The 23,808-nt window shown below is 54.7% G+C and carries 19 protein-coding genes; 13 read left to right on the top strand and 6 right to left on the bottom strand.

Annotation, left to right across the window (positions count from 1 at the left end; translation table 11 throughout):
• Positions 1–215 precede the first annotated feature (215 nt).
• The 5 genes from WB237_RS19675 (at position 216) to pckA (ending at position 6,352) form a co-directional block, all read left to right on the top strand.
• Complete coding sequence (locus WB237_RS19675) at positions 216–2,351, top strand: intracellular growth attenuator family protein (RefSeq protein WP_336215617.1); 2,136 nt, start codon at positions 216–218, stop codon at positions 2,349–2,351.
• Between the two features lie 66 nt (positions 2,352–2,417).
• On the top strand, positions 2,418–3,101 hold the full coding sequence (yrfG, locus tag WB237_RS19670; RefSeq protein WP_049007368.1) for a GMP/IMP nucleotidase: 684 nt from the start codon (positions 2,418–2,420) through the stop codon (positions 3,099–3,101).
• On the top strand, positions 3,098–3,499 hold the full coding sequence (gene hslR / locus WB237_RS19665; RefSeq protein WP_336215613.1) for a ribosome-associated heat shock protein Hsp15: 402 nt from the start codon (positions 3,098–3,100) through the stop codon (positions 3,497–3,499). Before yrfG ends, hslR begins: the two co-directional genes overlap by 4 nt.
• Positions 3,500–3,522: 23 nt before the next feature.
• Positions 3,523–4,401 carry an Hsp33 family molecular chaperone HslO gene (gene hslO, locus WB237_RS19660; RefSeq protein WP_023309492.1) on the top strand — a complete coding sequence of 293 codons (879 nt, stop codon included), beginning with the start codon at positions 3,523–3,525 and terminating at the stop codon, positions 4,399–4,401.
• A 331-nt stretch (positions 4,402–4,732) separates the two neighbouring features.
• Positions 4,733–6,352 (top strand): phosphoenolpyruvate carboxykinase (ATP), encoded by a 1,620-nt coding sequence (gene pckA / locus WB237_RS19655; RefSeq protein ID WP_336215609.1) that lies wholly within the window; start codon positions 4,733–4,735, stop codon positions 6,350–6,352.
• Between the two features lie 98 nt (positions 6,353–6,450).
• Here pckA and envZ read toward each other — a convergent pair whose 3' ends face one another.
• Positions 6,451–7,797 (bottom strand): two-component system sensor histidine kinase EnvZ, encoded by a 1,347-nt coding sequence (gene envZ / locus WB237_RS19650; protein ID WP_023309494.1) that lies wholly within the window; start codon positions 7,795–7,797, stop codon positions 6,451–6,453.
• Positions 7,794–8,513 carry an osmolarity response regulator transcription factor OmpR gene (gene ompR / locus WB237_RS19645; protein WP_001157751.1) on the bottom strand — a complete coding sequence of 240 codons (720 nt, stop codon included), beginning with the start codon at positions 8,511–8,513 and terminating at the stop codon, positions 7,794–7,796. The genes envZ and ompR overlap by 4 nt, the downstream gene beginning before the upstream one ends.
• 228 nt (positions 8,514–8,741) lie before the next feature.
• On the opposite strand from ompR, the gene greB reads away from it, so the two are divergent.
• From greB to feoC, 5 genes are all read left to right on the top strand, one after another.
• Positions 8,742–9,215: a transcription elongation factor GreB gene (greB, locus tag WB237_RS19640; protein ID WP_028018028.1), complete on the top strand. Its 474-nt coding sequence runs from the start codon at positions 8,742–8,744 to the stop codon at positions 9,213–9,215.
• Between the two features lie 86 nt (positions 9,216–9,301).
• Entirely contained in the window at positions 9,302–11,632 is a 2,331-nt protein-coding gene (locus tag WB237_RS19635; protein WP_336215605.1) for a Tex family protein, read from the top strand.
• Positions 11,633–11,897: 265 nt separating this feature from the next.
• A complete protein-coding gene (gene feoA, locus WB237_RS19630) occupies positions 11,898–12,125 on the top strand; it encodes a ferrous iron transporter A (protein WP_010436417.1) in 228 nt (75 codons plus the stop codon).
• 30 nt (positions 12,126–12,155) lie between these two features.
• Positions 12,156–14,474: a Fe(2+) transporter permease subunit FeoB gene (gene feoB / locus WB237_RS19625; protein ID WP_336215603.1), complete on the top strand. Its 2,319-nt coding sequence runs from the start codon at positions 12,156–12,158 to the stop codon at positions 14,472–14,474.
• Between the two features lie 10 nt (positions 14,475–14,484).
• Positions 14,485–14,721 carry a [Fe-S]-dependent transcriptional repressor FeoC gene (gene feoC, locus WB237_RS19620; protein WP_041911908.1) on the top strand — a complete coding sequence of 79 codons (237 nt, stop codon included), beginning with the start codon at positions 14,485–14,487 and terminating at the stop codon, positions 14,719–14,721.
• A 33-nt stretch (positions 14,722–14,754) separates the two neighbouring features.
• Here the strand turns inward: feoC and WB237_RS19615 are convergent, their stop codons facing one another.
• On the bottom strand, positions 14,755–15,024 hold the full coding sequence (locus tag WB237_RS19615; protein WP_237995682.1) for a YdgH/BhsA/McbA-like domain containing protein: 270 nt from the start codon (positions 15,022–15,024) through the stop codon (positions 14,755–14,757).
• Positions 15,025–15,135: 111 nt separating this feature from the next.
• A complete protein-coding gene (bioH, locus tag WB237_RS19610; protein WP_336215598.1) occupies positions 15,136–15,909 on the bottom strand; it encodes a pimeloyl-ACP methyl ester esterase BioH in 774 nt (257 codons plus the stop codon).
• 37 nt (positions 15,910–15,946) lie between these two features.
• On the opposite strand from bioH, the gene gntX reads away from it, so the two are divergent.
• From gntX to gntT, 3 genes are all read left to right on the top strand, one after another.
• Positions 15,947–16,630, top strand: a complete 684-nt coding sequence (gntX, locus tag WB237_RS19605) for a DNA utilization protein GntX (RefSeq protein ID WP_336215596.1) — start codon at positions 15,947–15,949, stop codon at positions 16,628–16,630.
• A gap of 61 nt (positions 16,631–16,691) precedes the next feature.
• Positions 16,692–17,267 carry a Fe-S biogenesis protein NfuA gene (nfuA, locus tag WB237_RS19600; RefSeq protein WP_028018035.1) on the top strand — a complete coding sequence of 192 codons (576 nt, stop codon included), beginning with the start codon at positions 16,692–16,694 and terminating at the stop codon, positions 17,265–17,267.
• 307 nt (positions 17,268–17,574) lie between these two features.
• A complete protein-coding gene (gene gntT / locus WB237_RS19595) occupies positions 17,575–18,891 on the top strand; it encodes a gluconate transporter (RefSeq protein ID WP_336215593.1) in 1,317 nt (438 codons plus the stop codon).
• 38 nt (positions 18,892–18,929) lie between these two features.
• Here the strand turns inward: gntT and malQ are convergent, their stop codons facing one another.
• Both malQ and malP read right to left on the bottom strand, forming a co-directional pair.
• Positions 18,930–21,011 carry a 4-alpha-glucanotransferase gene (gene malQ / locus WB237_RS19590; RefSeq protein WP_336215591.1) on the bottom strand — a complete coding sequence of 694 codons (2,082 nt, stop codon included), beginning with the start codon at positions 21,009–21,011 and terminating at the stop codon, positions 18,930–18,932.
• 9 nt (positions 21,012–21,020) lie between these two features.
• Positions 21,021–23,414 (bottom strand): maltodextrin phosphorylase, encoded by a 2,394-nt coding sequence (gene malP / locus WB237_RS19585; RefSeq protein WP_028018037.1) that lies wholly within the window; start codon positions 23,412–23,414, stop codon positions 21,021–21,023.
• Between the last annotated feature and the right edge of the window lie 394 nt (positions 23,415–23,808).

Below are 23,808 nucleotides of genomic sequence, written 5' to 3'. Positions count from 1 at the left end.
CTCAATTCAAAACAAATGTCAAGAGGTTGAAATGTTTCCAGGAATTTGCTGATATCGCGCCATAACAGGCTTTGCTATCATCATCGGTCACTGGGATGCGCTTCAGAATGCTCAAGTTCGACTCCATACTTGCCGATAGCCAACCACAGACTCTCATTCAATATTAAAGGTGCTACAGACTACACCTGTAAGAAGATAAGTAAGATGGGGAAAGCATGAGCACCATTTTGATTGTTCTCGCTGCTATGCTGGCCGGCGCATTGTTTGCAGGATGGGTATACAGGCGTCGCATACAACGCCGTTACCGGTTGCCTTTTTTAAATGCGTTCGCTGGCGCAACGACGCGTAAACTCACGCAAGACGAGCGCGATACAGTTGAAAACTATCTCGAAACGCTGAACCGTTCTCAGTTAACCCCTGGGCCGACGGGAGCCACTGCTGCGCCAGTCTCACTTAAGCTTAATGCGCAAAGTGATACCGTGCTGTGCCTGACGCGCTCCATCACGCGCTATGGCATCACCACCGATGATCCCAACAAATGGCGCTATTACCTTGATTCTGTCGAAGTACATCTGCCCCCTTCCTGGGAGCAATACATTACTGACGAAAACAGCGTTGAACTGATCCACACCGATTCATTACCTCTGGTCATCTCGCTTAACGGTCACACGCTGAGTGAATACCTTCAGGAAGCACCGCGCTTTGCGCTGGAGCGTGCAAGTTCAACCCAGGCTTCCATCCGTGGCGAAGAGTCAGAGCAGATCGAGCTGCTGAATATCCGCCAGGAGACGCATGAAGAATACGCCCTGAGCCGTCCGGATGGCATTCGTGAAGCCATCCTGATCGTTGCCGCTTTCCTGCTCTTTTTCTGCTGTCTGCTGACGCCGGATGTGTTTGTGCCCTGGCTGGCTGGCGGAGCGGTGTTACTGTTGGCTGCCGGGCTTTGGGGGCTTTTTGCCCCACCAGCAAAAACCTCGTTGCGAGAGATCCACTGCCTGCGCGGTACACCAAAGCGCTGGGGTCTGTTCGGCGAAAACGATCAGGAGCATCTCAACAATATCTCACTCGGCATTATCGACCTTATCTATCCGCGCCACTGGCAACCATGGATTGCACAGGATTTAGGGCAGAAAACCGATATTGATATCTACCTTGACCGCCACGTTGTGCGTCAGGGGCGCTTTTTATCTCTGCATGATGAAGTGAAAAATTTCCCGCTCCAGCACTGGCTACGTAGCACGGTTATTGCCGGAGGCGCCGCGCTGGTCTTTGTCATGCTGCTGCTTTTCGTGCCGCTGGATATGCCCATCAAATTCACCCTTTCGTGGATCAAAGGGGCGCAAACCATCGAAGCGACCAGCGTCAACAAACTGGATGAAGCCGGTGTGCGCGTAGGAGACACGCTGCGCCTGAAGGGAACCGGGATGTGTAATATTCACACCCCAGGGGCGTGGAATACGCGCCAGAACTCACCGTTCATGCCGTTCGATTGCTCGCAAATCATCTGGAACGACGCGCCGCCGCTGCCGTTGCCGGAATCCGAAGTGGTGAATAAAGCCACCGCCCTCACTCAGACGGTCAACCGTCAGTTACATCCGAAGCCGGATGATGATTCGCGCGTCAGCCCTGCGCTGCGCTCAGCCATTCAGAAATCAGGTATGGTTCTACTGGATGATTTTGGCGACATCGTCCTGAAAACGAAGGATTTATGCTCCTCGCAAGACGAGTGTGTGCGTCTCAAAAACGCCCTGGTAAATCTGGGGAACAGCAAAGACTGGGACTCGCTGGTGAAACGTGCCGAAGCGGGTCGACTGGATGGCGTAAACGTGCTGCTGCGTCCGGTTAGCGCGGAATCGCTGGATAATCTGGTAGCCACCTCGACAGCACCGTTCATGATGCGTGAAACCACCCGTGCGGCTCAGGCGCTGAACAGCCCGGCACCGGGTGGCTTTGTCATTGTCAGTGATGAAGGCAGCGACCTGGTCGATCAACCTTATCCGCAGGTTGCGCTTTATGATTACCCGGCACAAGAGCAGTGGGGCCAATTTCAGCGCCTGGCACAGATGCTGATGCAAACACCGTTCAGTGCCGAAGGGATCGTCACGAGTATTTATACTGATGCCAACGGTACCCGTCATATCGGCCTGCACCGGATGCCGGATAGCGCAGGTTTGTGGCGCTACATTGGTACCTCGCTGTTAATGTTAGCCATGCTGTTCTCCATTTTCTGGAACGGTTTTATGGCCCTGCGTCGCTACCAGCGCTCACGTACCCGGCTGGCTGACATCCAGCAGTATTACGAAAATTGCCTCAATCCTAAGCTGCTCCCCTCCTCTGAGAGCCTGATCTGATAACGTCCTCGCGCGACAAGATGTGCTACCCTGTCGCGCACGTTTCTTCTGGCTGGAGTACCCCTTATGCATCTTGATATCGCCTGGCAGGAGGTTGATACCGTTCTGCTGGATATGGACGGCACACTGCTCGATCTCGCCTTTGATAACTATTTCTGGCAAAAGCTGGTTCCGGAAACCTATGGCGAACAGCAGGGGATCTCCCCGGCAGAAGCGCAGGCATTCATTCGTTCGCAATATAGCGCGGTGCAGCATACGCTAAACTGGTACTGTCTTGACTACTGGAGCGAACGCCTCGGTTTGGATATTTGTGCCATGACTACTGCTCAGGGCCCACGCGCCGTGCTGCGTGAAGATACCGTACCCTTCCTGGATGCGCTGAAAGCCAGCGGCAAGCGCCGTATTTTGCTGACCAATGCGCATCCTCATAATCTGGCGGTAAAGCTGGAACATACGGGTCTGGCGTCACACCTTGATTTATTACTTTCTACCCACACATTTGGTTATCCGAAAGAGGATCAACGGTTGTGGCACGCGGTGAAGGAAGAGACGGGTTTGCAGCCTGAACGCACGCTGTTTATTGACGACAGCGAGCCCATTCTGGATTCCGCAGCCACCTTTGGCATTCGCTATTGTCTGGGGGTCACTAATCCTGACTCTGGTCTGGCTGAAAAAAGCTATCTGCGCCATCCGGGGCTGAACGACTACCGCCAGATGATCCCCTCACTCACCGTGAAGGAGACGCCATGAAAGAAAAACCCTCTGACGGGGTAAGACTGGATAAATGGCTGTGGGCAGCCCGTTTTTATAAAACGCGCGCCCTTGCCCGCGAGATGATTGACGGCGGGAAAGTGCATTACAACGGCCAGCGCAGCAAACCGAGCAAGCTGGTTGAGGTGAATGCCACCCTGACGCTGCGTCAGGGCAACGATGAACGCGCGGTGGTGATTAAAGCCATTACCGAACAACGACGGCCCGCAACCGAAGCCGTACTGCTTTATGAAGAGACGGCTGAAAGCATTGAAAAGCGAGAGAAAACCGCGCTGGCGCGCAAAATGAACGCGCTGACTATGCCACACCCGGACCGGCGGCCGGATAAAAAAGAGCGCCGCGATCTGATGAAATTTAAACACGGTGAGACTGAGTAACCTCACCCGCACGAGAGACTAAAATGGCCCAACACGACCAATTACACCGCTATCTGTTTGAACAATTCGCCGTGCGCGGCGAGCTGGTCACCGTATCCGAAACCTGGAAACAGATTCTGGAAAACCACAACTACCCGCTGCCGGTGAAGACCCTGTTGGGCGAACTGCTGGTTGCCACCAGCTTGCTGACGGCAACGCTGAAATTCGCTGGTGATATTACCGTACAATTACAGGGTGATGGCCCGATGACGCTGGCGGTGATCAACGGCAATAACCAGCAGCAGATGCGCGGCGTGGCACGCGTTCAGGGCGATGTACCTGAAAATGCAGATCTGAAAACGCTGGTAGGTAATGGCTACCTGGTGATCACTATCTCTCCTGAGGAAGGTGAACGCTATCAGGGCGTGGTCGGTCTGGAAGGCGATACGCTGGCGGCCTGCCTGGAAGATTACTTTATGCGTTCTGAACAGCTGCCAACCCGTCTGTTCATTCGCACCGGTGAAGTGGATGGTCAGCCAGCTGCAGGCGGTATGTTGCTGCAGGTTCTGCCGGCTCAGGACGCGCAGACCAATGATTTTGAACACCTGGCGACGCTGACTGAAACCATCAAAGCGGAAGAGTTGTTCAACCTGTCGGCGACCGATGTACTGTGGCGTCTGTATCACGAAGAAGAAGTGACCGTTTACGACCCGCAGTCAGTGGAGTTTAAGTGCACCTGTTCACGTGAACGCTGTGCTGGCGCACTGAAGACACTGCCGGACGAAGAGATCGACAGCATCATGGCGGAAGATGGCGAAATTGATATGCACTGTGACTACTGCGGTACGCACTATGTGTTCAATTCGATGGATATCGCTGAGATCCGCAATAACGCCTCCCCGGCAGACCCACAGGTTCACTAGTACTTTCCCCTCTCCCCTTTGGGGGAGGGGTAAAATCCCCGCCCATGCTGAATCGTTTTCATAATGTAACTCTTACGTAATTTTCTTACGTGTATGCGATTACATTCACATTCCTTCCGATAATATCACCAGCCTTTAACCTTTTCGGAACATTTTCCCCAACCAAAAAGCGATTCCTGCGATAATCCGCCTGCCCTGTGACTGGAGTCGCAGCGTTTTCCGTTAGTAAGGGTTTTGTCCAGATGCGTAAATCTATGAGCCCCGTCGCGGTTAACAACCTCAGAAAAACCCTACAATTTCAGGCAGTACATATTGGCTAAGGAGCAGTGATATGCGTGTTACTGGTTTAACCCCGCAAGATCTCAAGGCTTATGGTATTAACGACGTCCAGGAAATCGTCTACAACCCCGACTACGATACGCTGTATCAGGAAGAGCTCAATCCAGCCCTGGAAGGATACGAGCGCGGTGTGTTGACGAATCTTGGTGCTATCGCCGTCGATACCGGTATCTTTACCGGTCGTTCGCCGAAAGATAAGTATATCGTCCGCGACGAAACCACCCGCGATACGCTGTGGTGGGCTGACAAGGGCAAAGGGAAGAACGATAACAAACCGCTCTCCCCGGAAACCTGGCAGCATCTGAAAGGGCTCGTCACCCATCAACTTTCCGGCAAGCGTCTGTTCATTGTCGATGCTTTCTGTGGCGCAAACGCCGACACCCGTCTCTCCGTACGTTTTATCACCGAAGTGGCCTGGCAGGCGCATTTCGTGAAAAACATGTTTATTCGTCCAACCGACGAAGAGCTGAAGAATTTCACCCCGGATTTCATCGTGATGAACGGTGCGAAATGCACTAACCCACAGTGGAAAGAGCAGGGTCTGAACTCCGAAAACTTTGTTGCCTTCAACCTGACCGAGCGTATCCAACTGATCGGCGGTACCTGGTACGGCGGCGAAATGAAGAAAGGGATGTTCTCCGTCATGAACTACCTGCTGCCGCTGCGGGGCATCGCCTCCATGCACTGCTCGGCTAACGTTGGTGAAAAAGGTGACGTGGCGGTGTTCTTCGGACTGTCCGGTACCGGGAAAACCACTCTGTCCACCGATCCGAAACGTCGTCTGATTGGCGATGACGAACACGGCTGGGATGACGATGGTGTATTCAACTTTGAAGGTGGCTGCTACGCGAAGACCATTCGCCTGTCTGAAGAGGCCGAGCCGGATATCTTCCACGCTATTCGTCGCGATGCGCTGCTGGAAAACGTCACCGTGCGTGCCGATGGCTCCATCGACTTCGACGATGCGTCGAAAACGGAAAACACCCGTGTTTCTTACCCGATCTACCACATCGACAATATCGTGAAGCCGGTGTCAAAAGCGGGTCATGCCACAAAGGTCATTTTCCTGACGGCGGATGCGTTCGGCGTGCTGCCTCCGGTGTCTCGCCTGACCGCCAGCCAGACACAGTACCACTTCCTCTCTGGTTTCACCGCCAAGCTGGCGGGTACCGAGCGTGGCGTGACTGAACCCACCCCAACCTTCTCCGCCTGCTTCGGCGCGGCATTCCTGTCGCTGCACCCGACGCATTACGCTGAAGTGCTGGTAAAACGCATGCAGGCATCCGGTGCGCAGGCGTACCTGGTGAACACAGGCTGGAACGGTACCGGTAAACGTATCTCTATCAAAGATACGCGCGCCATTATCGACGCCATTCTGGATGGTTCTCTGGATAACGCTGAAACCTTCACGCTGCCAATGTTTGATCTGGCGATCCCAACAGAGTTGCCGGGTGTGGATACGCATATCCTCGACCCACGCAACACTTACGGTTCGCCGGAACAGTGGCGCGAGAAAGCGGAATCGCTGGCGAAGTTGTTTATTGAGAACTTCGAGAAGTACACCGATACCCCGGCAGGTGAAGCGCTGGTGAGTGCGGGACCGAAGCTGTAGGTAAAAGCAAAAAGGCAACGAAAGTTGCCTTTTTTAATGTTTTCTCCCTCTCCCCGTGGGAGAGGGCCGGGGTAAGGGCATCAGGCCGCACCCTTTTGTTAACTCTCTTTCACCTGTCCCCGCGTCACCGGTACCGGCAACCAGGCACGAATACTCAACCCACCCCGCTCGCTGGTCCCAATCTCCAACAACCCGTTATGGTTATCGATGATACGCTGTACAATCGCCAGACCTAAGCCTGTACCGCTGGTGCTGCGCGCGCTGTCGCCACGTACAAACGGCTGGAACAGATGCTTACGCTGCTCAGGCTTGATGCCCGGACCATCGTCTTCCACCTGGAACCAGGCGCGGTTAAGTTCAGACCCGCTACTGACTTTAATCCAGCCATTGCCGTAGCGCGCCGCATTGACCACCATGTTGGCAACCGCACGTTTGATAGAGAGCGGGTGCATGCGGACCTGGATCTCACCCGCCTGAAGGTCGGTATCAATCTCGCGCTCGTAGCCGCTTTCCGCCGCCACCACTTCGCCCAGCACCGCGTTCAGATCCGCCATCTCCATTGGCATCTCCTGGCCGGTGCGCAGGTAGTCGATGAACTGCTCAATGATGGCATTACACTCTTCGATGTCTTTGTTGATGGACTCGGCAAGATAGCCGTCCTCTTCCCCCATCATCTCCGTCGCCAGACGGATACGCGTTAGCGGCGTGCGCAGGTCATGACTCACACCGGCCATCAGCAGCGTACGGTCATCCGCCAGTTGTTTCACACCGGCCGCCATATGGTTAAACGCACGCGTCACCGAACGGACCTCAGAGGCACCATACTCACGCAATGGAGGAGGAATAATCCCTTTACCGACCTGCAGCGCAGCGTGCTCCAGGTCGACCAGCGGTCGGTTCTGTATACGAATAAACAGCCAGGCTCCGCCTATCGCCAGCAGCATAATCGCCAGGGTGTAGCGGAATAGAGGTGAGAAGTCGCCCTGATGGATTTCGGTCAGCGGAACGCGTACCCAGATATTGGGTGACAGCCAGGTTTTCAGCCAGACGACAGGCGAGCTTTTGTTGACCTCGACGCGCACTTCCGTCGGGCCGCCGAGCTGCTGCGCCATCTGCTGGCTAAGGAATTCATAATGCTGCGCCCAGCGCAGTCCCGCGTCTTCCGCCGCTTCGTTTGAGTAGAGCGAAATGCCCAGCTCACGGTAAATTTCACGACGGAAGGCAGGGGGGACAACCAGCTGCGTGCCATCCTCCAGCTGCAGTTTATCGGTCATCAGCATACGGACTTCGTAGGCCAGGACCTTATTAAACTGCTGGAGGCTTGGCAGGATCGCAAAGTTCAGCACCACCAGATAGGTCGTCACCAGGCTGACGAACAGCAGGGTGACGATCAGTAACAGGGTGCGGGCAAACGAGCTTCGCGGTGAGAAGCGCATTCGCCTCATGCTTTAGAGCCGTCCGGAACGAACACGTAGCCCAGACCCCAAACGGTCTGAATATAACGAGGATGCGCCGGATCTTCTTCCACCATGCGGCGCAAACGAGAGATCTGCACATCGATGGAGCGTTCCATTGCGGAGTATTCGCGGCCACGCGCCAGGTTCATCAGCTTGTCACGGGACAGCGGCTCACGTGGGTGGCTAACCAGCGCTTTGAGAACGGCGAACTCGCCGCTGGTGAGTGGCATAGGTTCGTCTTCACGGAACATCTCGCGCGTGCCGAGGTTCAGCTTAAACTTACCGAAGGCAATAACCGCTTCTTCCTGCGATGGTGCACCAGGCAGTTCGTTTGCCTGACGACGCAGCACAGCGCGAATACGTGCCAGCAGTTCACGCGGGTTAAACGGTTTTGGAATGTAGTCGTCAGCACCAATTTCGAGGCCCACGATACGGTCAACTTCCTCGCCCTTCGCCGTCACCATGATAATCGGCATCGGGTTGCTCTGGCTACGCAGACGACGGCAGATAGAGAGCCCGTCCTCACCTGGCAGCATCAGGTCGAGCACCATCAGGTGGAAAGATTCACGGGTCAGCAGACGATCCATCTGCTCAGCGTTCGCGACGCTACGAACCTGGAAGCCCTGCTCGGTCAGATAACGTTCCAGCAGCGCACGCAGGCGCATGTCGTCATCCACGACCAGAATTTTGTAGTTCTCTTGCATTGTATTTACTCCCAAAGGTTCGGATAGTCTTTGTAACAGCGTATTCTAAAAAAGTGCACGTGTTCGACCAGCTAATTCTGGTATAAATTCTAGTCGAAATTGTTACAAAGCATATTTAACAGCAGCTTATCTGCTCATTTCATCACATAAATCATTATTAATCCTGTCTGTTACACTGTGTGGTACGTATTGTGCGCAAGACAGAAAACCGGCAGCAAAGGCTTTACCATGAAAACGCCCCTGATCACCCGCGAAGGGTACGAAAAACTCAAAAAAGAGATGGATTACCTGTGGCGCGAAGAGCGTCCAGAAGTGACGAAAAAAGTCACCTGGGCCGCGAGCCTCGGCGATCGCAGCGAAAATGCTGATTATCAGTACAACAAGAAGCGGCTGCGTGAGATCGACCGTCGGGTACGCTATCTGACGAAATGCCTTGAGAACCTTAAAATTGTCGATTACTCCCCGCAGCAAGAGGGCAAAGTGTTCTTCGGCGCATGGGTGGAGATTGAAAACGATAACGGCGATACCCTGCGTTTTCGCATCGTCGGCTATGATGAAATTTTTGGTCGTAAGGATTACATCTCCATCGACTCCCCTATGGCCCGTGCGCTGTTGAAAAAAGAAGTGGGCGATTTAGCCGTCGTTCAGACACCCGGCGGTGAAGCCAGCTGGTACGTCAATGAGATCGAGTACGTAAAATAGTCCGAGAGCGCCCTCCCCGGCTGGCATTTTGCCGTGTCAGCCCGTATAACTATCCCCTGATTTTTGACCCACAAGATGATAAAGCCATGATGAAAGATTCGCTCTGCCGCATTATTGCGGGTGAACTTCAGGCCAGAGCCGAACAGGTAGAAGCTGCCGTTCGCCTGCTTGATGAAGGGAACACCGTGCCGTTTATTGCACGTTATCGTAAGGAAGTCACCGGCGGTCTGGATGACACACAGCTGCGTAACCTGGAGACCCGTCTGGGTTATCTGCGCGAACTGGAAGAACGTCGTCAGGCGATCCTCAAATCCATCGGCGAACAGGGTAAACTGACCAGCGAGCTGGAAAGCGCTATTAACGGTACCCTGAGCAAAACCGAACTCGAAGACCTCTATCTGCCGTACAAACCAAAGCGCCGCACGCGCGGGCAGATTGCGATTGAAGCGGGTCTTGAGCCGCTGGCCGACCTGCTGTGGAACGAACCTTCCCACGATCCAGATACCGAAGCGGCGAAATTCATCGACGCTGACAAAGGCGTCGCGGACACCAAGGCCGCCCTCGACGGCGCGCGTTATATTCTGATGGAACGCTTTGCAGAAGACGCCGCCCTGCTCGCCAAAGTACGTGATTACCTGTGGAAGAATGCCCACATCGTCTCGACCGTCGTCGCGGGTAAAGAGGACGAAGGTGCGAAATTCCGAGACTACTTCGATCACCACGAACCGATTTCAACGACCCCGTCTCACCGTGCGCTGGCAATGTTCCGCGGCCGCAACGAAGGCGTGCTGCAGCTTTCCCTGAATGCCGACCCGCAGTTTGACGAACCGCCGAAAGAGAGCCACTGCGAGCAGATCATCATCGATCACCTCGGCCTGCGTCTGAACAACGCCCCGGCAGACAGCTGGCGTAAAGGCGTGGTGAGCTGGACGTGGCGTATAAAAGTGCTGATGCACCTCGAAACCGAGCTGATGGGCACCGTGCGCGAGCGCGCCGAAGACGAAGCGATCAATGTGTTTGCCCGCAACCTGCACGACCTGCTGATGGCCGCCCCGGCGGGCCTTCGCGCCACCATGGGTCTCGATCCGGGTCTGCGTACAGGCGTAAAAGTGGCGGTAGTTGACGGCACCGGTAAGCTGGTGGCAACCGACACCATCTATCCACACACCGGCCAGGCAGCGAAAGCGGCTGTCGCAGTGGCGGCACTGTGCGAGAAATACAACGTGGAGCTGGTTGCTATCGGCAACGGTACGGCGTCCCGCGAAACCGAACGTTTCTACCTCGACGTGCAGAAGCAGTTCCCGAAAGTAACGGCGCAGAAAGTGATCGTCAGTGAAGCGGGGGCATCCGTCTATTCCGCATCTGAACTGGCGGCGCAGGAGTTCCCGGACCTGGACGTTTCTCTGCGCGGCGCGGTCTCTATCGCTCGTCGTCTGCAGGATCCGCTGGCAGAACTGGTGAAGATTGACCCGAAATCCATCGGTGTGGGCCAGTATCAGCACGACGTGAGCCAGACTCAGCTCGCCCGTAAGCTAGATGCGGTGGTGGAAGACTGCGTAAACGCCGTCGGTGTAGACCTGAATACCGCCTCAGTTCCCCTGTTGACCCGTGTTGCAGGCTTAACCCGCATGATGGCGCAGAACATCGTCGCCTGGCGTGATGAGAACGGTCAGTTCCAGAACCGTCAGCAACTGCTGAAGGTGAGCCGTCTGGGACCGAAAGCCTTTGAGCAGTGTGCGGGCTTCCTGCGCATCAACCACGGTGATAACCCGCTGGATGCCTCAACCGTTCACCCGGAAGCGTACCCGGTGGTAGAACGCATTCTGGCTGCCACTCAACAGGCACTGAAAGACCTGATGGGTGATAACAGTGCGCTGCGCAACCTGAAAGCCGCGGATTTCACCGACGATAAATTTGGTGTGCCAACCGTCACTGACATCATCAAAGAGCTGGAAAAACCGGGCCGCGATCCACGTCCTGAGTTCAAAACCGCGACCTTTGCCGACGGCATCGAGACCATGAACGACCTGTTGCCAGGCATGGTGCTGGAAGGTGCGGTGACCAACGTCACCAACTTTGGCGCATTTGTGGATATCGGCGTGCATCAGGATGGCCTGGTCCATATCTCGTCCCTCGCTGACAAGTTCGTGGAAGACCCGCATACCGTGGTCAAAGCGGGCGATATCGTGAAGGTCAAAGTGCTGGAAGTGGATTTACAGCGCAAACGAATTGCCCTGACCATGCGTCTGGATGAACAACCAGGCGAAACCAACGCACGCCGTAGCGGCAATGGCGGTGGCCGCGAGCAGCAGCGCCCGGCCGCGAAAACCGCGAAACCGCGTGGACGTGATACTCAGCCTGCAGGCAACAGCGCGATGATGGATGCGCTGGCGGCCGCGATGGGTAAAAAACGCTAACCTCTCACCCTCTCCCCACAGGGGAGAGGGGATCGCGCAGTACGGTTTATTCTCTCACTCCTTTATTTAAACCAATAATTAGCACGCCATTAACAAATAGGCCGCTTCTCTCGTCGCCGCATATTCAGCAAATATTGAGCAAGGTCAAACAGGCCGTAAATTAATCCCGCAAACAACATTCCGTCACAGTTTTATTATTGCTGATACAAACTATTCTCATTATCATCGCATAGTAGATTATTTAACCTTCGTGGGATCAGGCATTATGCAATTCACTCCAGACAGTGCATGGAAAATTACCGGTTTTACCCGTGAAATTAGCCCAGCCTATCGGCAAAAGCTGCTGTCGCTGGGCATGCTACCCGGCTCGTCTTTCCAGGTCGTGCGCGTTGCCCCGTTAGGTGATCCCGTTCATATCGAAACCCGCCGCGTGAATTTGGTGCTGCGTAAGAAAGACCTCGCATTAATAGAAGTCGAAGCCTTATCTCAATAACAAGCCAGCGGTTTCAGTGAGTCTACTAAAATGAAAAAATTAACTATTGGCTTAATTGGTAATCCAAATTCCGGCAAGACCACGTTATTTAACCAGTTAACCGGGGCGCGTCAGCGCGTGGGTAACTGGGCAGGTGTGACGGTTGAGCGTAAAGAAGGCCAGTTCACGACAACAGACAACCAGGTCACACTGGTTGACCTTCCCGGCACCTATTCCTTAACCACGATTTCGTCGCAAACTTCGCTCGATGAGCAGATTGCCTGTCACTATATTCTTGGCGGCGACGCGGATCTCCTGATCAACGTGGTCGATGCTTCCAATCTTGAGCGTAACCTCTATCTGACGCTGCAACTGCTGGAACTGGGTATTCCCTGCATCGTGGCGCTTAACATGCTCGACATTGCAGAGAAACAGAAGCTGCGCATCGACGTCGATGCTCTCTCAGCGCGCCTGGGTTGCCCGGTGGTTCCACTGGTGTCGACGCGTGCTCGCGGCATTGATGCCCTGAAGCTGGCGATTGACCGTCATGCGGGGAATCGCGACGTTGAGCTGGTGCATTACGCACAACCACTTCTGCGCGAAGCCGGTCTGCTGGCAGAGGAAATGGACAAAAGCATGCCCGCAAAACAGCGTCTGTGGCTCGGCCTGCAGATGCTGGAAGGGGATATCTACAGCCGTGCATACGCCGGGCATGCGGCAGATAAACTGGATGTCACAATCGCCCGTCTTAGCGACGAGCTGGATGACCCGGCCCTGCACATCGCCGATGCACGTTACCAGGCAATTGCCTCGATTTGCGACGTTGTCAGTAACGCCCTCACGGCGGAACCGAGTCGTTTTACCGCTGCGGTAGACAAGATTGTGCTTAACCGTTTCCTGGGTTTGCCGATCTTCCTGCTGGTGATGTACATAATGTTCCTGCTTGCCATTAACATCGGTGGCGCGCTGCAGCCTATTTTCGATGCGGGTTCCGTCGCGGTCTTCGTACACGGTATTCAGTGGGTGGGTTACACCCTGCACTTCCCGGAATGGCTAACCATTTTCCTGGCCCAGGGGATCGGTGGCGGTATCAACACCGTTCTGCCACTGGTGCCGCAAATCGGCATGATGTATCTGTTCCTCTCCTTCCTGGAGGATTCCGGTTACATGGCGCGCGCGGCGTTTGTCATGGACCGTCTGATGCAGGCTCTTGGTCTGCCGGGCAAATCCTTCGTCCCGCTGATTGTTGGCTTCGGCTGTAATGTACCGTCGGTGATGGGCGCACGTACCCTGGATGCACCGCGTGAACGTCTGATGACCATCATGATGGCGCCGTTTATGTCCTGCGGTGCGCGCCTGGCCATCTTTGCGGTCTTTGCGGCAGCCTTCTTTGGTCAGCAAGGGGCGCTGGCAGTCTTCTCGCTGTACGTGCTGGGCATTGTGATGGCGATCCTGACCGGTTTAATGCTGAAACACACTATTATGCGTGGCGAAGCGTCACCCTTTGTCATGGAGCTGCCGGTCTATCACGTGCCACATCTTAAGAGCCTGGCGATCCAGACCTGGCAACGCCTGAAAGGCTTTGTGCTGCGCGCGGGTAAAGTGATCGTCATCGTCAGTATTTTCCTGAGCGCGCTGAACAGCTTCACCCTGAGTGGACAAGCAGCAGATAACATCAACGATTCTGCTCTTGCCTCCGTCAGCCGCGTCATCACGCCGGTCTTCAAACCGATTGGCGTGCATGAGGATAACTGGCAGGCAACCGTCGGGCTGTTCACCGGTGCGATGGCAAAAGAGGTGGTTGTCGGCACCCTGAACACGCTTTACACCGCTGAGAACATTCAGGAGCAGGAATTTAATCCGGCAGAGTTTCACCTCGGTAACGAACTGTTGGGTGCGGTAGAGGAAACCTGGCAGAGCCTGAAAGACACCTTCAGCCTGAGCGTACTGGCAAACCCCATTGAAGCCAGCAAAGGCGACGGTGAAATGGCGACGGGTGCGATGGGCGTGATGAGTGAGAAGTTTGGCAGCGAGTCCGCAGCTTACAGCTACCTCATCTTTGTCCTGCTCTATATTCCGTGCATCTCCGTGATGGGGGCGATTTCCCGTGAGTCCAGCCGTGGCTGGATGGGATTCTCCATTCTGTGGGGGTTAAACATTGCTTACTCGTTGGCGACGCTCTTTTACCAGACCGTTAACTTTAGCCAGCACCCGCGTTACAGCCTGGTCTGTATTCTGGCAGTTGTCCTGTTTAACGTGTTAGTTATCAGTCTGCTACGCCGGGCACGCAGCCGCGTCGATATCGACCTGCTGGCAAACCGTAAAACCGCCGCCACTTGTTGCAGCAGCCCGGCGGGTGACTGTCACTAAGGAGTAAGCCATGGCATCGTTGATTCAGGTTCGTGATCTGCTGGCATTACAAGGGCGGATGGAGGCGAAACAGCTGAGCCTCAGCCTGCATACGCCGCAACCGATGATCGATGCCATGCTGGAAAGGCTGGAAGCCATGGGGAAAGCCGTGCGGATTCAGGAAGAAGCGGAAGGTTGTCTCTCTGGCAGTTGTAAAAGCTGCCCGGAAGGTAAGGCCTGCCTCAGGGAGTGGTGGGCTTTGCGTTAATAAAGCCGGGCAGAGATGCCCGGCTTTATCGTATTACTTATAGACGTCCGCCGTTGCGCGCACGTTTTTTGTATCTTTATTCGCACTGGTCACCACGTAGTACGTCCCGCCCAGTTCATCCGCCTTTTTCGACAACTCTCTGCGAGCGTCCATCGGCGCGGTGGTGTCAGACGTAGAAATCTCACCAATTTTGGTCAGATTCATCCCGGCAACTTTATCTTTTTCCAGCTCTTTTGCCGCAAAGACGCCAAATGAAAGTGACCCAATAACCAGAGAAGTGACAATACCTGTAACAAGTTTCATAGCCTGACTCTCCTTAGGATTGTTGTTTTGATTGTCGTAGGCAGAACCACCGCAACGACATCTGGAGTATGGTTGCGGTGTATGACTTTTTCCAGGCTGGATGGAAATTAATCAGTCTAAACGTTGACTTAACGCAACGAGCGCTGAACAAAACTCCGCCGGATGAGAGATAAACGGGGCATGCGCCGCTTTGGCAATAACCTGCGATTCACTTTCCGGCCAGAGTGAATCCAGCAATGGAACCACTTTCCGTGGAACCAGTCCGTCGAGGTAGCCATAGATACGCAGATGCGGCATCGTCAGCGCAGACAGCGGTTCACGCAGGTCAACCGTTTTCAGGATCTCAAGACCACCGTTAAGCACCTCAACATCCGGCATCGGCAGGGAAAGCACGGTCTGCTTCAGCGCTCTCGCATCCTGACGAGCGGTTTCGGTTCCCATCGTTTGCAATGCGAGGAACCGTTCAACGGTCCGCTGGAAATCTTCGCTCAGTTGTTGCTGGAAGCCCGCCAGCACATCCGGTTTTATACCCGGCCACGACGCTTGCGCACTAAAGCATGGCGACGAGGCCACAGTCACCAGCGCGCTCACGCGTTCAGGTCGGGTGAGCGCAATCTGGCTCGCCACCAGCCCGCCCAGGCTCCAGCCCAGCCAGACGGCGTTTTGTGGTGCGGCGGCCAAAACCTGCTGCGCCATCTCATCAAGCGACATAGGGCCAAAACCACGGCTGCGACCAAAACCCGGTAAATCCACCAGATGCAGCGTGAAATGCGAGGCCAGTTCCTCGTTTATGCAATTCCATACTTCCGCATTCAGGCCCCATCCGTGCAGCAGCACAAGATGGCAATTTCCTGTCCCTACAGTCTGCCACCACAGCGTCTTCATCAGTTACTGTTCTCTTTATTTCACATGGAGGTTGCACATGCTAACAGTGCCCGGCTTGTGCTGGCTATGCCAAATGCCACTTGCACTCAGTGGGTGGGGGATCTGTTCCGTCTGTACGCGGTCGCTGGAAGGACGTCTCACGGTCTGCCCACAATGTGGTTTACCGGCCACGAGCCGACATATACCCTGTGGCCGCTGCCTGAAAAAATCCCCGCCGTGGAACGCACTGGTGGCGGTGGATGATTATGTTCCACCGTTGAGCAGGCTCATTCACGCCCTGAAGTTTTCCGGCCAGAGTTCGCTGGCGCAACCCCTCGCCCGCCTGTTATTGCTGGCGGTGTTACAGGCTCGGCGTAGCCGCACACTGCCGAGAATCGACAGGGTGGTGAATGTCCCCTTATACCGACGCCGACACTGGCGGCGCGGCTACAACCAGAGTGACCTGCTCTGTCGACCACTCGCCCGCTGGCTCGGCTGTGAGTATGATGCCGCCGCAATCACGCGTGTCCATGCCACCGCCATCCAGCACCAGCTCAACGCCCGACTTCGCAAAAGAAACCTCAAAAATGCCTTTCGCCTTGAATTAGCGGTCAAAGGCCTCCATATCGCGATTGTGGATGATGTCGTCACCACAGGCAGTACCGTTGCTGAACTTTCCCGACTGCTTTTGCGAAGCGGCGCCGCGTCGGTTCAGGTATGGTGTCTGTGCCGTACCTTGTAGCCCTTCTTCAATGGGCGTATGATTATACCCAGGTAATTTAGTCAACTATTAGGCCAAAGCTATGATCCGTATTTCCGATTCTGCACAAGCGCACTTTGCCAAACTGCTGGCAAATCAGGAAGAAGGGACGCAGATCCGCGTGTTTGTGATCAATCCAGGCACTCCGAATGCAGAATGTGGTGTCTCTTATTGTCCGCCGGATGCGGTAGAAGCAACTGACACTGCCCTTAAATTTGAACAGCTCACCGCCTACGTTGATGAGCTGAGCGCACCGTATCTTGAAGATGCGGAGATCGACTTCGTCACCGACCAGCTGGGTTCTCAGCTGACTCTGAAAGCGCCGAACGCGAAAATGCGTAAAGTGGCAGACGATGCACCGCTGATGGAGCGCGTAGAGTATCTTCTGCAGTCCCAGATCAACCCACAGCTGGCGGGCCACGGTGGTCGTGTTTCCCTGATGGAAATCACTGACGAAGGCTTCGCCATTCTGCAGTTTGGCGGCGGCTGTAACGGGTGTTCCATGGTCGATGTGACCCTGAAAGAAGGGATCGAAAAGCAGCTGCTGAACGAATTCCCGGAACTGAAAGGCGTGCGTGATCTGACCGAACACCAGCGCGGCGAGCACTCTTACTACTGATTCAGTGCCCGTCTGTATCGCCCGGTGGCGCTATGCTTACCGGGCCTCGCTTCTCCCCCTTCATTCCCTCCATATGTTGACCTGCGTCTCATAATACAAATTTAGCCTCTCAGGGTGATTCTCAATCACACCATGTTACCCGTATCATTCTCGTGGGCACTAAGCACTCTCATAACAGCCGACTAAACTTATTGGTTTCCAAGGTATCAGTACTAGTGCCGTAATCACTCTGTTCCCAGTTGGGACAAGCGGAATTTGTCGTTGAAACAATGACGTTACCCATAACAATTCAAAGGCCAGGTAAATCATGCCATTAGTCATCGTTGCTATCGGTGTTGTGTTATTACTGCTCTTGATGATCCGTTTCAAAATGAACGGATTTATCGCTTTGGTTCTGGTGGCACTTGCAGTCGGTCTGATGCAAGGGATGCCGCTGGTGAAAGTCATCAGCTCCATTAAAGCCGGTGTCGGCGGGACACTCGGCAGCCTGGCGTTGATCATGGGCTTCGGTGCCATGCTCGGTAAAATGCTGGCGGACTGCGGTGGTGCTCAACGTATTGCCACCACGCTGATTGCCAAATTTGGTAAGAAAAACATCCAGTGGGCGGTGGTTTTAACCGGTTTTACCGTCGGTTTCGCGCTGTTCTATGAAGTGGGCTTTGTGCTGATGCTGCCACTGGTGTTCACCATTGCGGCGGCGGCAAACATCCCTCTGCTGTATGTCGGTGTACCAATGGCCGCTGCGCTGTCCGTCACGCACGGCTTCCTGCCACCGCACCCGGGTCCAACCGCTATCGCGACCATCTTCCACGCCGATATGGGTAAAACGCTGCTGTTCGGCACAATTCTCGCTATCCCAACAGTGATCCTGGCTGGCCCTGTTTATGCCCGCTTCCTGAAAGGCATTGATAAGCCAATCCCGGAAGGTCTGTACAGCGCAAAAACCTTCGCCGAAGAAGAGATGCCTGGCTTTGGCGTCAGCGTCTGGACCTCTCTGGTGCCGGTTATCCTGATGGCGATGCGTGCCGTGGCAGAGATGATCCTGCCGAAAGGTCACCCGTTCCTGTCAGTTGCGGAGTTCCTGGGCGACCCGGTGATGGCAACCCTGATCGCGGTATTGATCGCGATGTTCACCTTCGGTCTGAACCGTGGTCGTTCAATGGATCAGATCAACGACACGCTGACCTCCTCCATCAAAATCATTGCCATGATGCTCCTGATCATCGGTGGTGGCGGTGCGTTCAAGCAGGTACTGGTCGACAGCGGCGTGGATAAATACATCGCGGCCATGATGCATGAAACTAACGTGTCACCGCTCCTGATGGCCTGGTCTATCGCCGCGGTTCTGCGTATTGCACTCGGTTCTGCGACCGTGGCCGCCATCACCGCCGGTGGTATCGTTGCACCGCTGATTGCCACGACGGGTGTTAGCCCTGAGCTGATGGTTATCGCAGTCGGTTCCGGTAGCGTGATTTTCTCTCACGTAAACGATCCGGGCTTCTGGCTGTTCAAGGAGTACTTCAACCTGACTATCGGTGAAACCATCAAGTCCTGGTCTGCGCTGGAAACCATTATTTCAGTATGTGGTCTGGTCGGGGTTCTGCTGTTGAATATGGTTATCTGATGTAAAAAAAAAGAACCCGCCAACTGGCGGGTTCTTTTTTATTTCTTCTTCACTACTGCTCTTCTGCGCTTATCCAAATCCTTAATCAGCTTGTTCACCCCATCATCGGCAAACATCTTCTCAAGACTCACGGACAACTTGCGACGCCAGTTCTTGTACTGATAGCTGGTTCCCGGAATGTTCACCGGCCCGGCCATATCAATCCAGTCTTCCGGTTGCAGACCCAGCAGGGCACTGTTGCTGTCAGCAATATAGCGCTGCAAGCCACGGTTGAGCGTCGGGGTCATCGCCATCAGCGACGCCTTATGCCCGGCACGTTTCGGCAGACAGCCATGCTTATGCAACGCATCCAGCAAGCCCTGTTTCGCCAGCTCGCGATCCTGATACAGACCGCGTAACACCTCTTCATCAGGATACAGCCCCAGCGTTTTGCCGAGCGTCAGATCACCGCTTTCCCAATAGCCACGCAGCGTAGGAAGATCATGCGTCGTCGCGACTGCCATTGACTGTTCAGGGTACGCTTTCGGCGCGCGGAAGGTTTTCTCATGGTCGTTTTCAAAATAGAGCACTTTATAGGAATACACACCGCTATCACGCAGTTTACTGACAATCTCCACTGGCACAGTACCCAGATCTTCACCGATCACCATGCACTGATGGCGCTTACTTTCCAGCGCCAGAATTGACAGTAGATCGTCAACCGGATACTGCACATACGCCCCGTGGTCCGCCGTTTCACCGTATGGGATCCACCACAGACGCAGCACGGACATCACATGGTCGATACGCAGTGCCCCGCAGTTCTGCATGTTAGCGCGCAGCAGGTCGATAAACGGCTCGTAAGCACGCGCCGCCATCACATGCGGATCCATCGGCGGTAAGCCCCAGTTCTGACCGAGCGGGCCAAGGATATCAGGCGGTGCGCCTACAGAGGCCTTCAGGCAGTAAAGCTCACGGTCACACCATGTTTCCGCCCCGCCTTCAGCCACACCCACGGCCAGGTCACGATACAGGCCAATTGGCATCTTGTAACCCTGACTTACCTGCCAGCAGGCAGCAAACTGGCTGTACGCCAGCCACTGCAGCCACAGGTAGAAATCCACCTCGTCTGCATGTTTCTTACAGAACGCCTTCACTTCCGGGGTATCAACAGATTGATACGCTTGCGGCCATACCGGCCAGCCCCAGCGCATTTCATCCTCTTTCACCTGGTATGCGTGCAATGCGTCAAATGCCGCCTGCCAGTAAAGGCTTTCCCCCTCCTGGGTAACAAACTGACGAAAAGCCGCCATCTGCTCATCATCGCGCCGGGCAAAACTTTTCCACGCCAGGCGTAAAGCCGCCATCTTCAGCGAGGTAACCGTCGAGTAATCAACCCATTCCGCGTCACGAGCCTGTTTCAGCATCTGCTGGGTGGTCGGAAGTTTCCACCATGCCTGGGCTTCTTTGTTGTTTTTGAAGTCATCTAGCGCGTTAACGTCGATGTAGATGACGTTCAGCCAACGACGGGACGACGGGCTATACGGGCTGGCACTTTCCGGGTTGGCCGGATAGAGAGCGTGAATAGGGTTAAGACCAATAAATGCGCCGCCGCGCTCCCCCACCGATGCCAGCATTTTTTTCAGGTCACCAAAATCACCGATGCCCCAGTTGCTGTCGGAACGCAACGTGTAGAGCTGCACGCAGGCGCCCCACAGCTTTTTACCTTCAAGCAACGCCTGCGGTTCATAGCAACGTTTTGGCGCCACAATCACCCGACAAGGGTATCGCTGGTCGTCCTGAGTGAGCGTTAAGGTGTGATAGCCCTCCGGCAGTTTTGCCGGAAGGTTTAGCATTTTGCCGCCGGTGGCATGGCCTTTGTGCTGATGCCCCTCTTCGGTGGTGAGCAGCCAGCTAAATTCACCACGCCCCTCCACCGCAAGCGACATCTTTTTGCCTGAAGTGAAAACATTCACATTCGGCACCGGCGCAACCGACGCTTTCGCGTCGGTTTTGTGCATGGCATCCAGCAAACGTCTTTTGGTGTCTGCGCCAATAGACTGCGGTTTGCCGTGAGCATTAATGTAACTGAGGCTGATCCCCGCCGCCTGCGCGGCGCTGTCCAGACGTTTACTCTCCATCGCGCTTCCTTAGCGTTTTGCCTGCCAGATACGGGCCTGATAATCACGAATTGAGCGGTCAGAGCTGAACATACCGCAGCGGGCGGTATTCAGAATGCACGCCCGGGTCCAGGCTTCCTGGTCGCGATACAGAACATCAACCTGTTTTTGTGCGTCGACATAGGCTGTGAAGTCCGCCATCACCAGATACGGGTCACCGCCATGCTTGTCCATGCTGTGCAGCATCTGGTCAAACGCATGCTTGTCGCCGTCGCTGTATTTACCGCTTTCCAGCTCTTTCAGCACCGCATCGAGCACTTTATCTTTCTTACGCCATTTCACCGGGTCGTAGCCCTTGGCCTTGATGGCTTTCACTTCTTCCACGGTATGACCGAAGATAAAGATATTCTCTTCACCCACTTTCTCGGCGATTTCGACGTTTGCACCGTCCAGTGTGCCAACCGTCAGCGCGCCGTTAAGCGCCAGCTTCATGTTGCCGGTACCGGATGCTTCTTTACCCGCCGTAGAAATCTGCTCGGAGATATCTGCCGCCGGGATCAGCATTTCAGCCGCCGAGACGCAGTAATCTGGCAGGAATACGACCTTCAGCTTGTCGCCGACTTTCGGATCGTTGTTGATGGCTTCAGCAACCTTGTTGATTGCCAGAATAATGTTTTTCGCCAGGTAGTAGCCCGGCGCCGCTTTCGCACCGAACAGGAACACGCGTGGTACGCGATCGGCTTTCGGATTCTCGCGGATCTCTTTGTACAGCGCCAGAATGTGCAGCAGATTCAGGTGCTGACGTTTGTACTCGTGCAGGCGTTTGATCTGAATGTCGAAAATGGCATTCGGGTTGATCTCAATTCCGGTACGCGCTTTGACAAACGCTGCCAGGCGAACTTTGTTTTCCCGCTTGATCGCACGATACTGCTCGCGGAATTTCGCGTCGTCGGCGTATTTTTCCAGGTTGATGAGCTGGTCCAGATCGTTGGCCCACTCTTTTTTCAGGGTTTTGTCCAGCAGCCCTGCCAGCAGTGGGTTGCACTGCTTGATCCAGCGACGCGGCGTGATGCCGTTGGTCACGTTGTGGAATTTGGTCGGCCACAGCTGGTGATATTCCGGGAACAGATCTTTTACCACCAGATCCGAGTGCAGCGCTGCCACACCGTTTACGGCAAAGCCGCTTACCACACACATGTTCGCCATGCGCACCTGTTTGTCATGAACCACTGCCAGCTTCGCCCAGACTTCTTTGTCGCCAGGCCAGGTCTTTTTCACCAGCACTTTAAAGTTGTCGTTAATCTTGTTGATGATCTGCATATGACGCGGTAGCAGTGTTTTCACCAGCTTCTCGTCCCAGCACTCCAGCGCTTCTGGCATCAGGGTGTGGTTGGTGTAAGCGAAGGTGCGGCTGGTAATCGCCCAGGCGTCATCCCAGCTCAGCTGATGCTCGTCGATCAGCACGCGCAGCAGTTCCGGGATTGCGATCGTCGGGTGTGTATCGTTGAGCTGAATCACTTCGAAATCAGGCAGCTGCGCCAGCTTGCGGCCCGCCAGATGATGACGACGCAGGATATCCGCCACGGAACAGGCACACTGGAAGTACTGCTGCATCAGACGCAGTTTTTTACCCGCCAGATGGTTGTCGTTCGGGTAGAGGACTTTTGTCAGCTTCTCGGCGTCGATACCCTGCTGTTCAGCGCGCAGGAAATCGCCGTCGTTGAATTTGGTCAGGTTGAACGGATGCGCGTGCTTCGCCTGCCACAGACGCAGAGGCTGCGCCACACCGTTACGGTAACCCAGTACTGGCAGATCCCAGGCCTCGCCAGTAATGGTGAATGCCGGTTCCCAGAGCCCCTCCTTCGTCACTTTCCCGCCAATCCCGACCTGCACATCCAGCTGCGCGTTATGGCGGAACCACGGGTAAGTATTGCGGTGCCAGTCGTCCGGCGCTTCCATCTGATGACCATCGGCAAATGACTGACGGAACAGGCCGTACTGGTAGTTGAGACCATAGCCAATTGCTGACTGGCCAACGGTTGCCATGGAGTCAAGGAAGCAGGCAGCCAGACGTCCCAGTCCACCGTTACCCAGCGCGGGATCAATCTCTTCTTCCAGCAGGTCGGTAAGATTAATGTCATGCTCTTTGAGCACATCACCAACGTCCTGATACCAGCCAAGGTTCAGCAGGTTGTTGCCCGTCAGACGGCCAATCAGGAATTCCATCGAGATGTAGTTCACGTGTCGCTGGTTTTTCACCGGCTTTGCCAAAGGCTGAGCATCCAGCTGTTCCGCGAGCGCACCACTCACCGCCTGCCACCACTGGTGAGGCGTCATTTCGTTTGCCGCATGAAGGCCAAAACGCTGCCACTGACGCGTCAGGGCAGCCTGGAATTGAGCTTTGTTGAAGGTAGGCTGTGACATAGGGGATCGGCATCCTTTAGAAAGAAAACACAAGTTGGCGCTAGTGTGCCTGGCTCATTTCACCTCTTCCTCCTCCTGTGGGGGATTAGACAGGGAGGAGTAGCGGGGATGAGCATAAAAATGTGATCGAGGCCACTCTCAGAGCATAGTTCGAGTGTGCCCTGAAGATAAAAAAGTAACCGGGGAGAATGTCAAAGAAATGAAATGCAGTTTCGGGGGTTAATTAAACCCCTCTGAAATGATTACTTACGTAGAATAATATTTCTGCAATCGGGTAATAACTAAGGAGATTATTAATCACTTATAATTTTACCCGAACTTTATTACATTTGACGTCACTATCCCTTTCTGAAACCAGTTTCAGCGCAGCCGTACCAGAACCATACAAGCCAGC

Origin of the sequence: Enterobacter sp. P82, from assembly GCF_037053385.1 — a bacterium.
Lineage (GTDB): Bacteria > Pseudomonadota > Gammaproteobacteria > Enterobacterales > Enterobacteriaceae > Enterobacter.
This window is presented reverse-complemented; position numbering and strand designations above follow the sequence as displayed.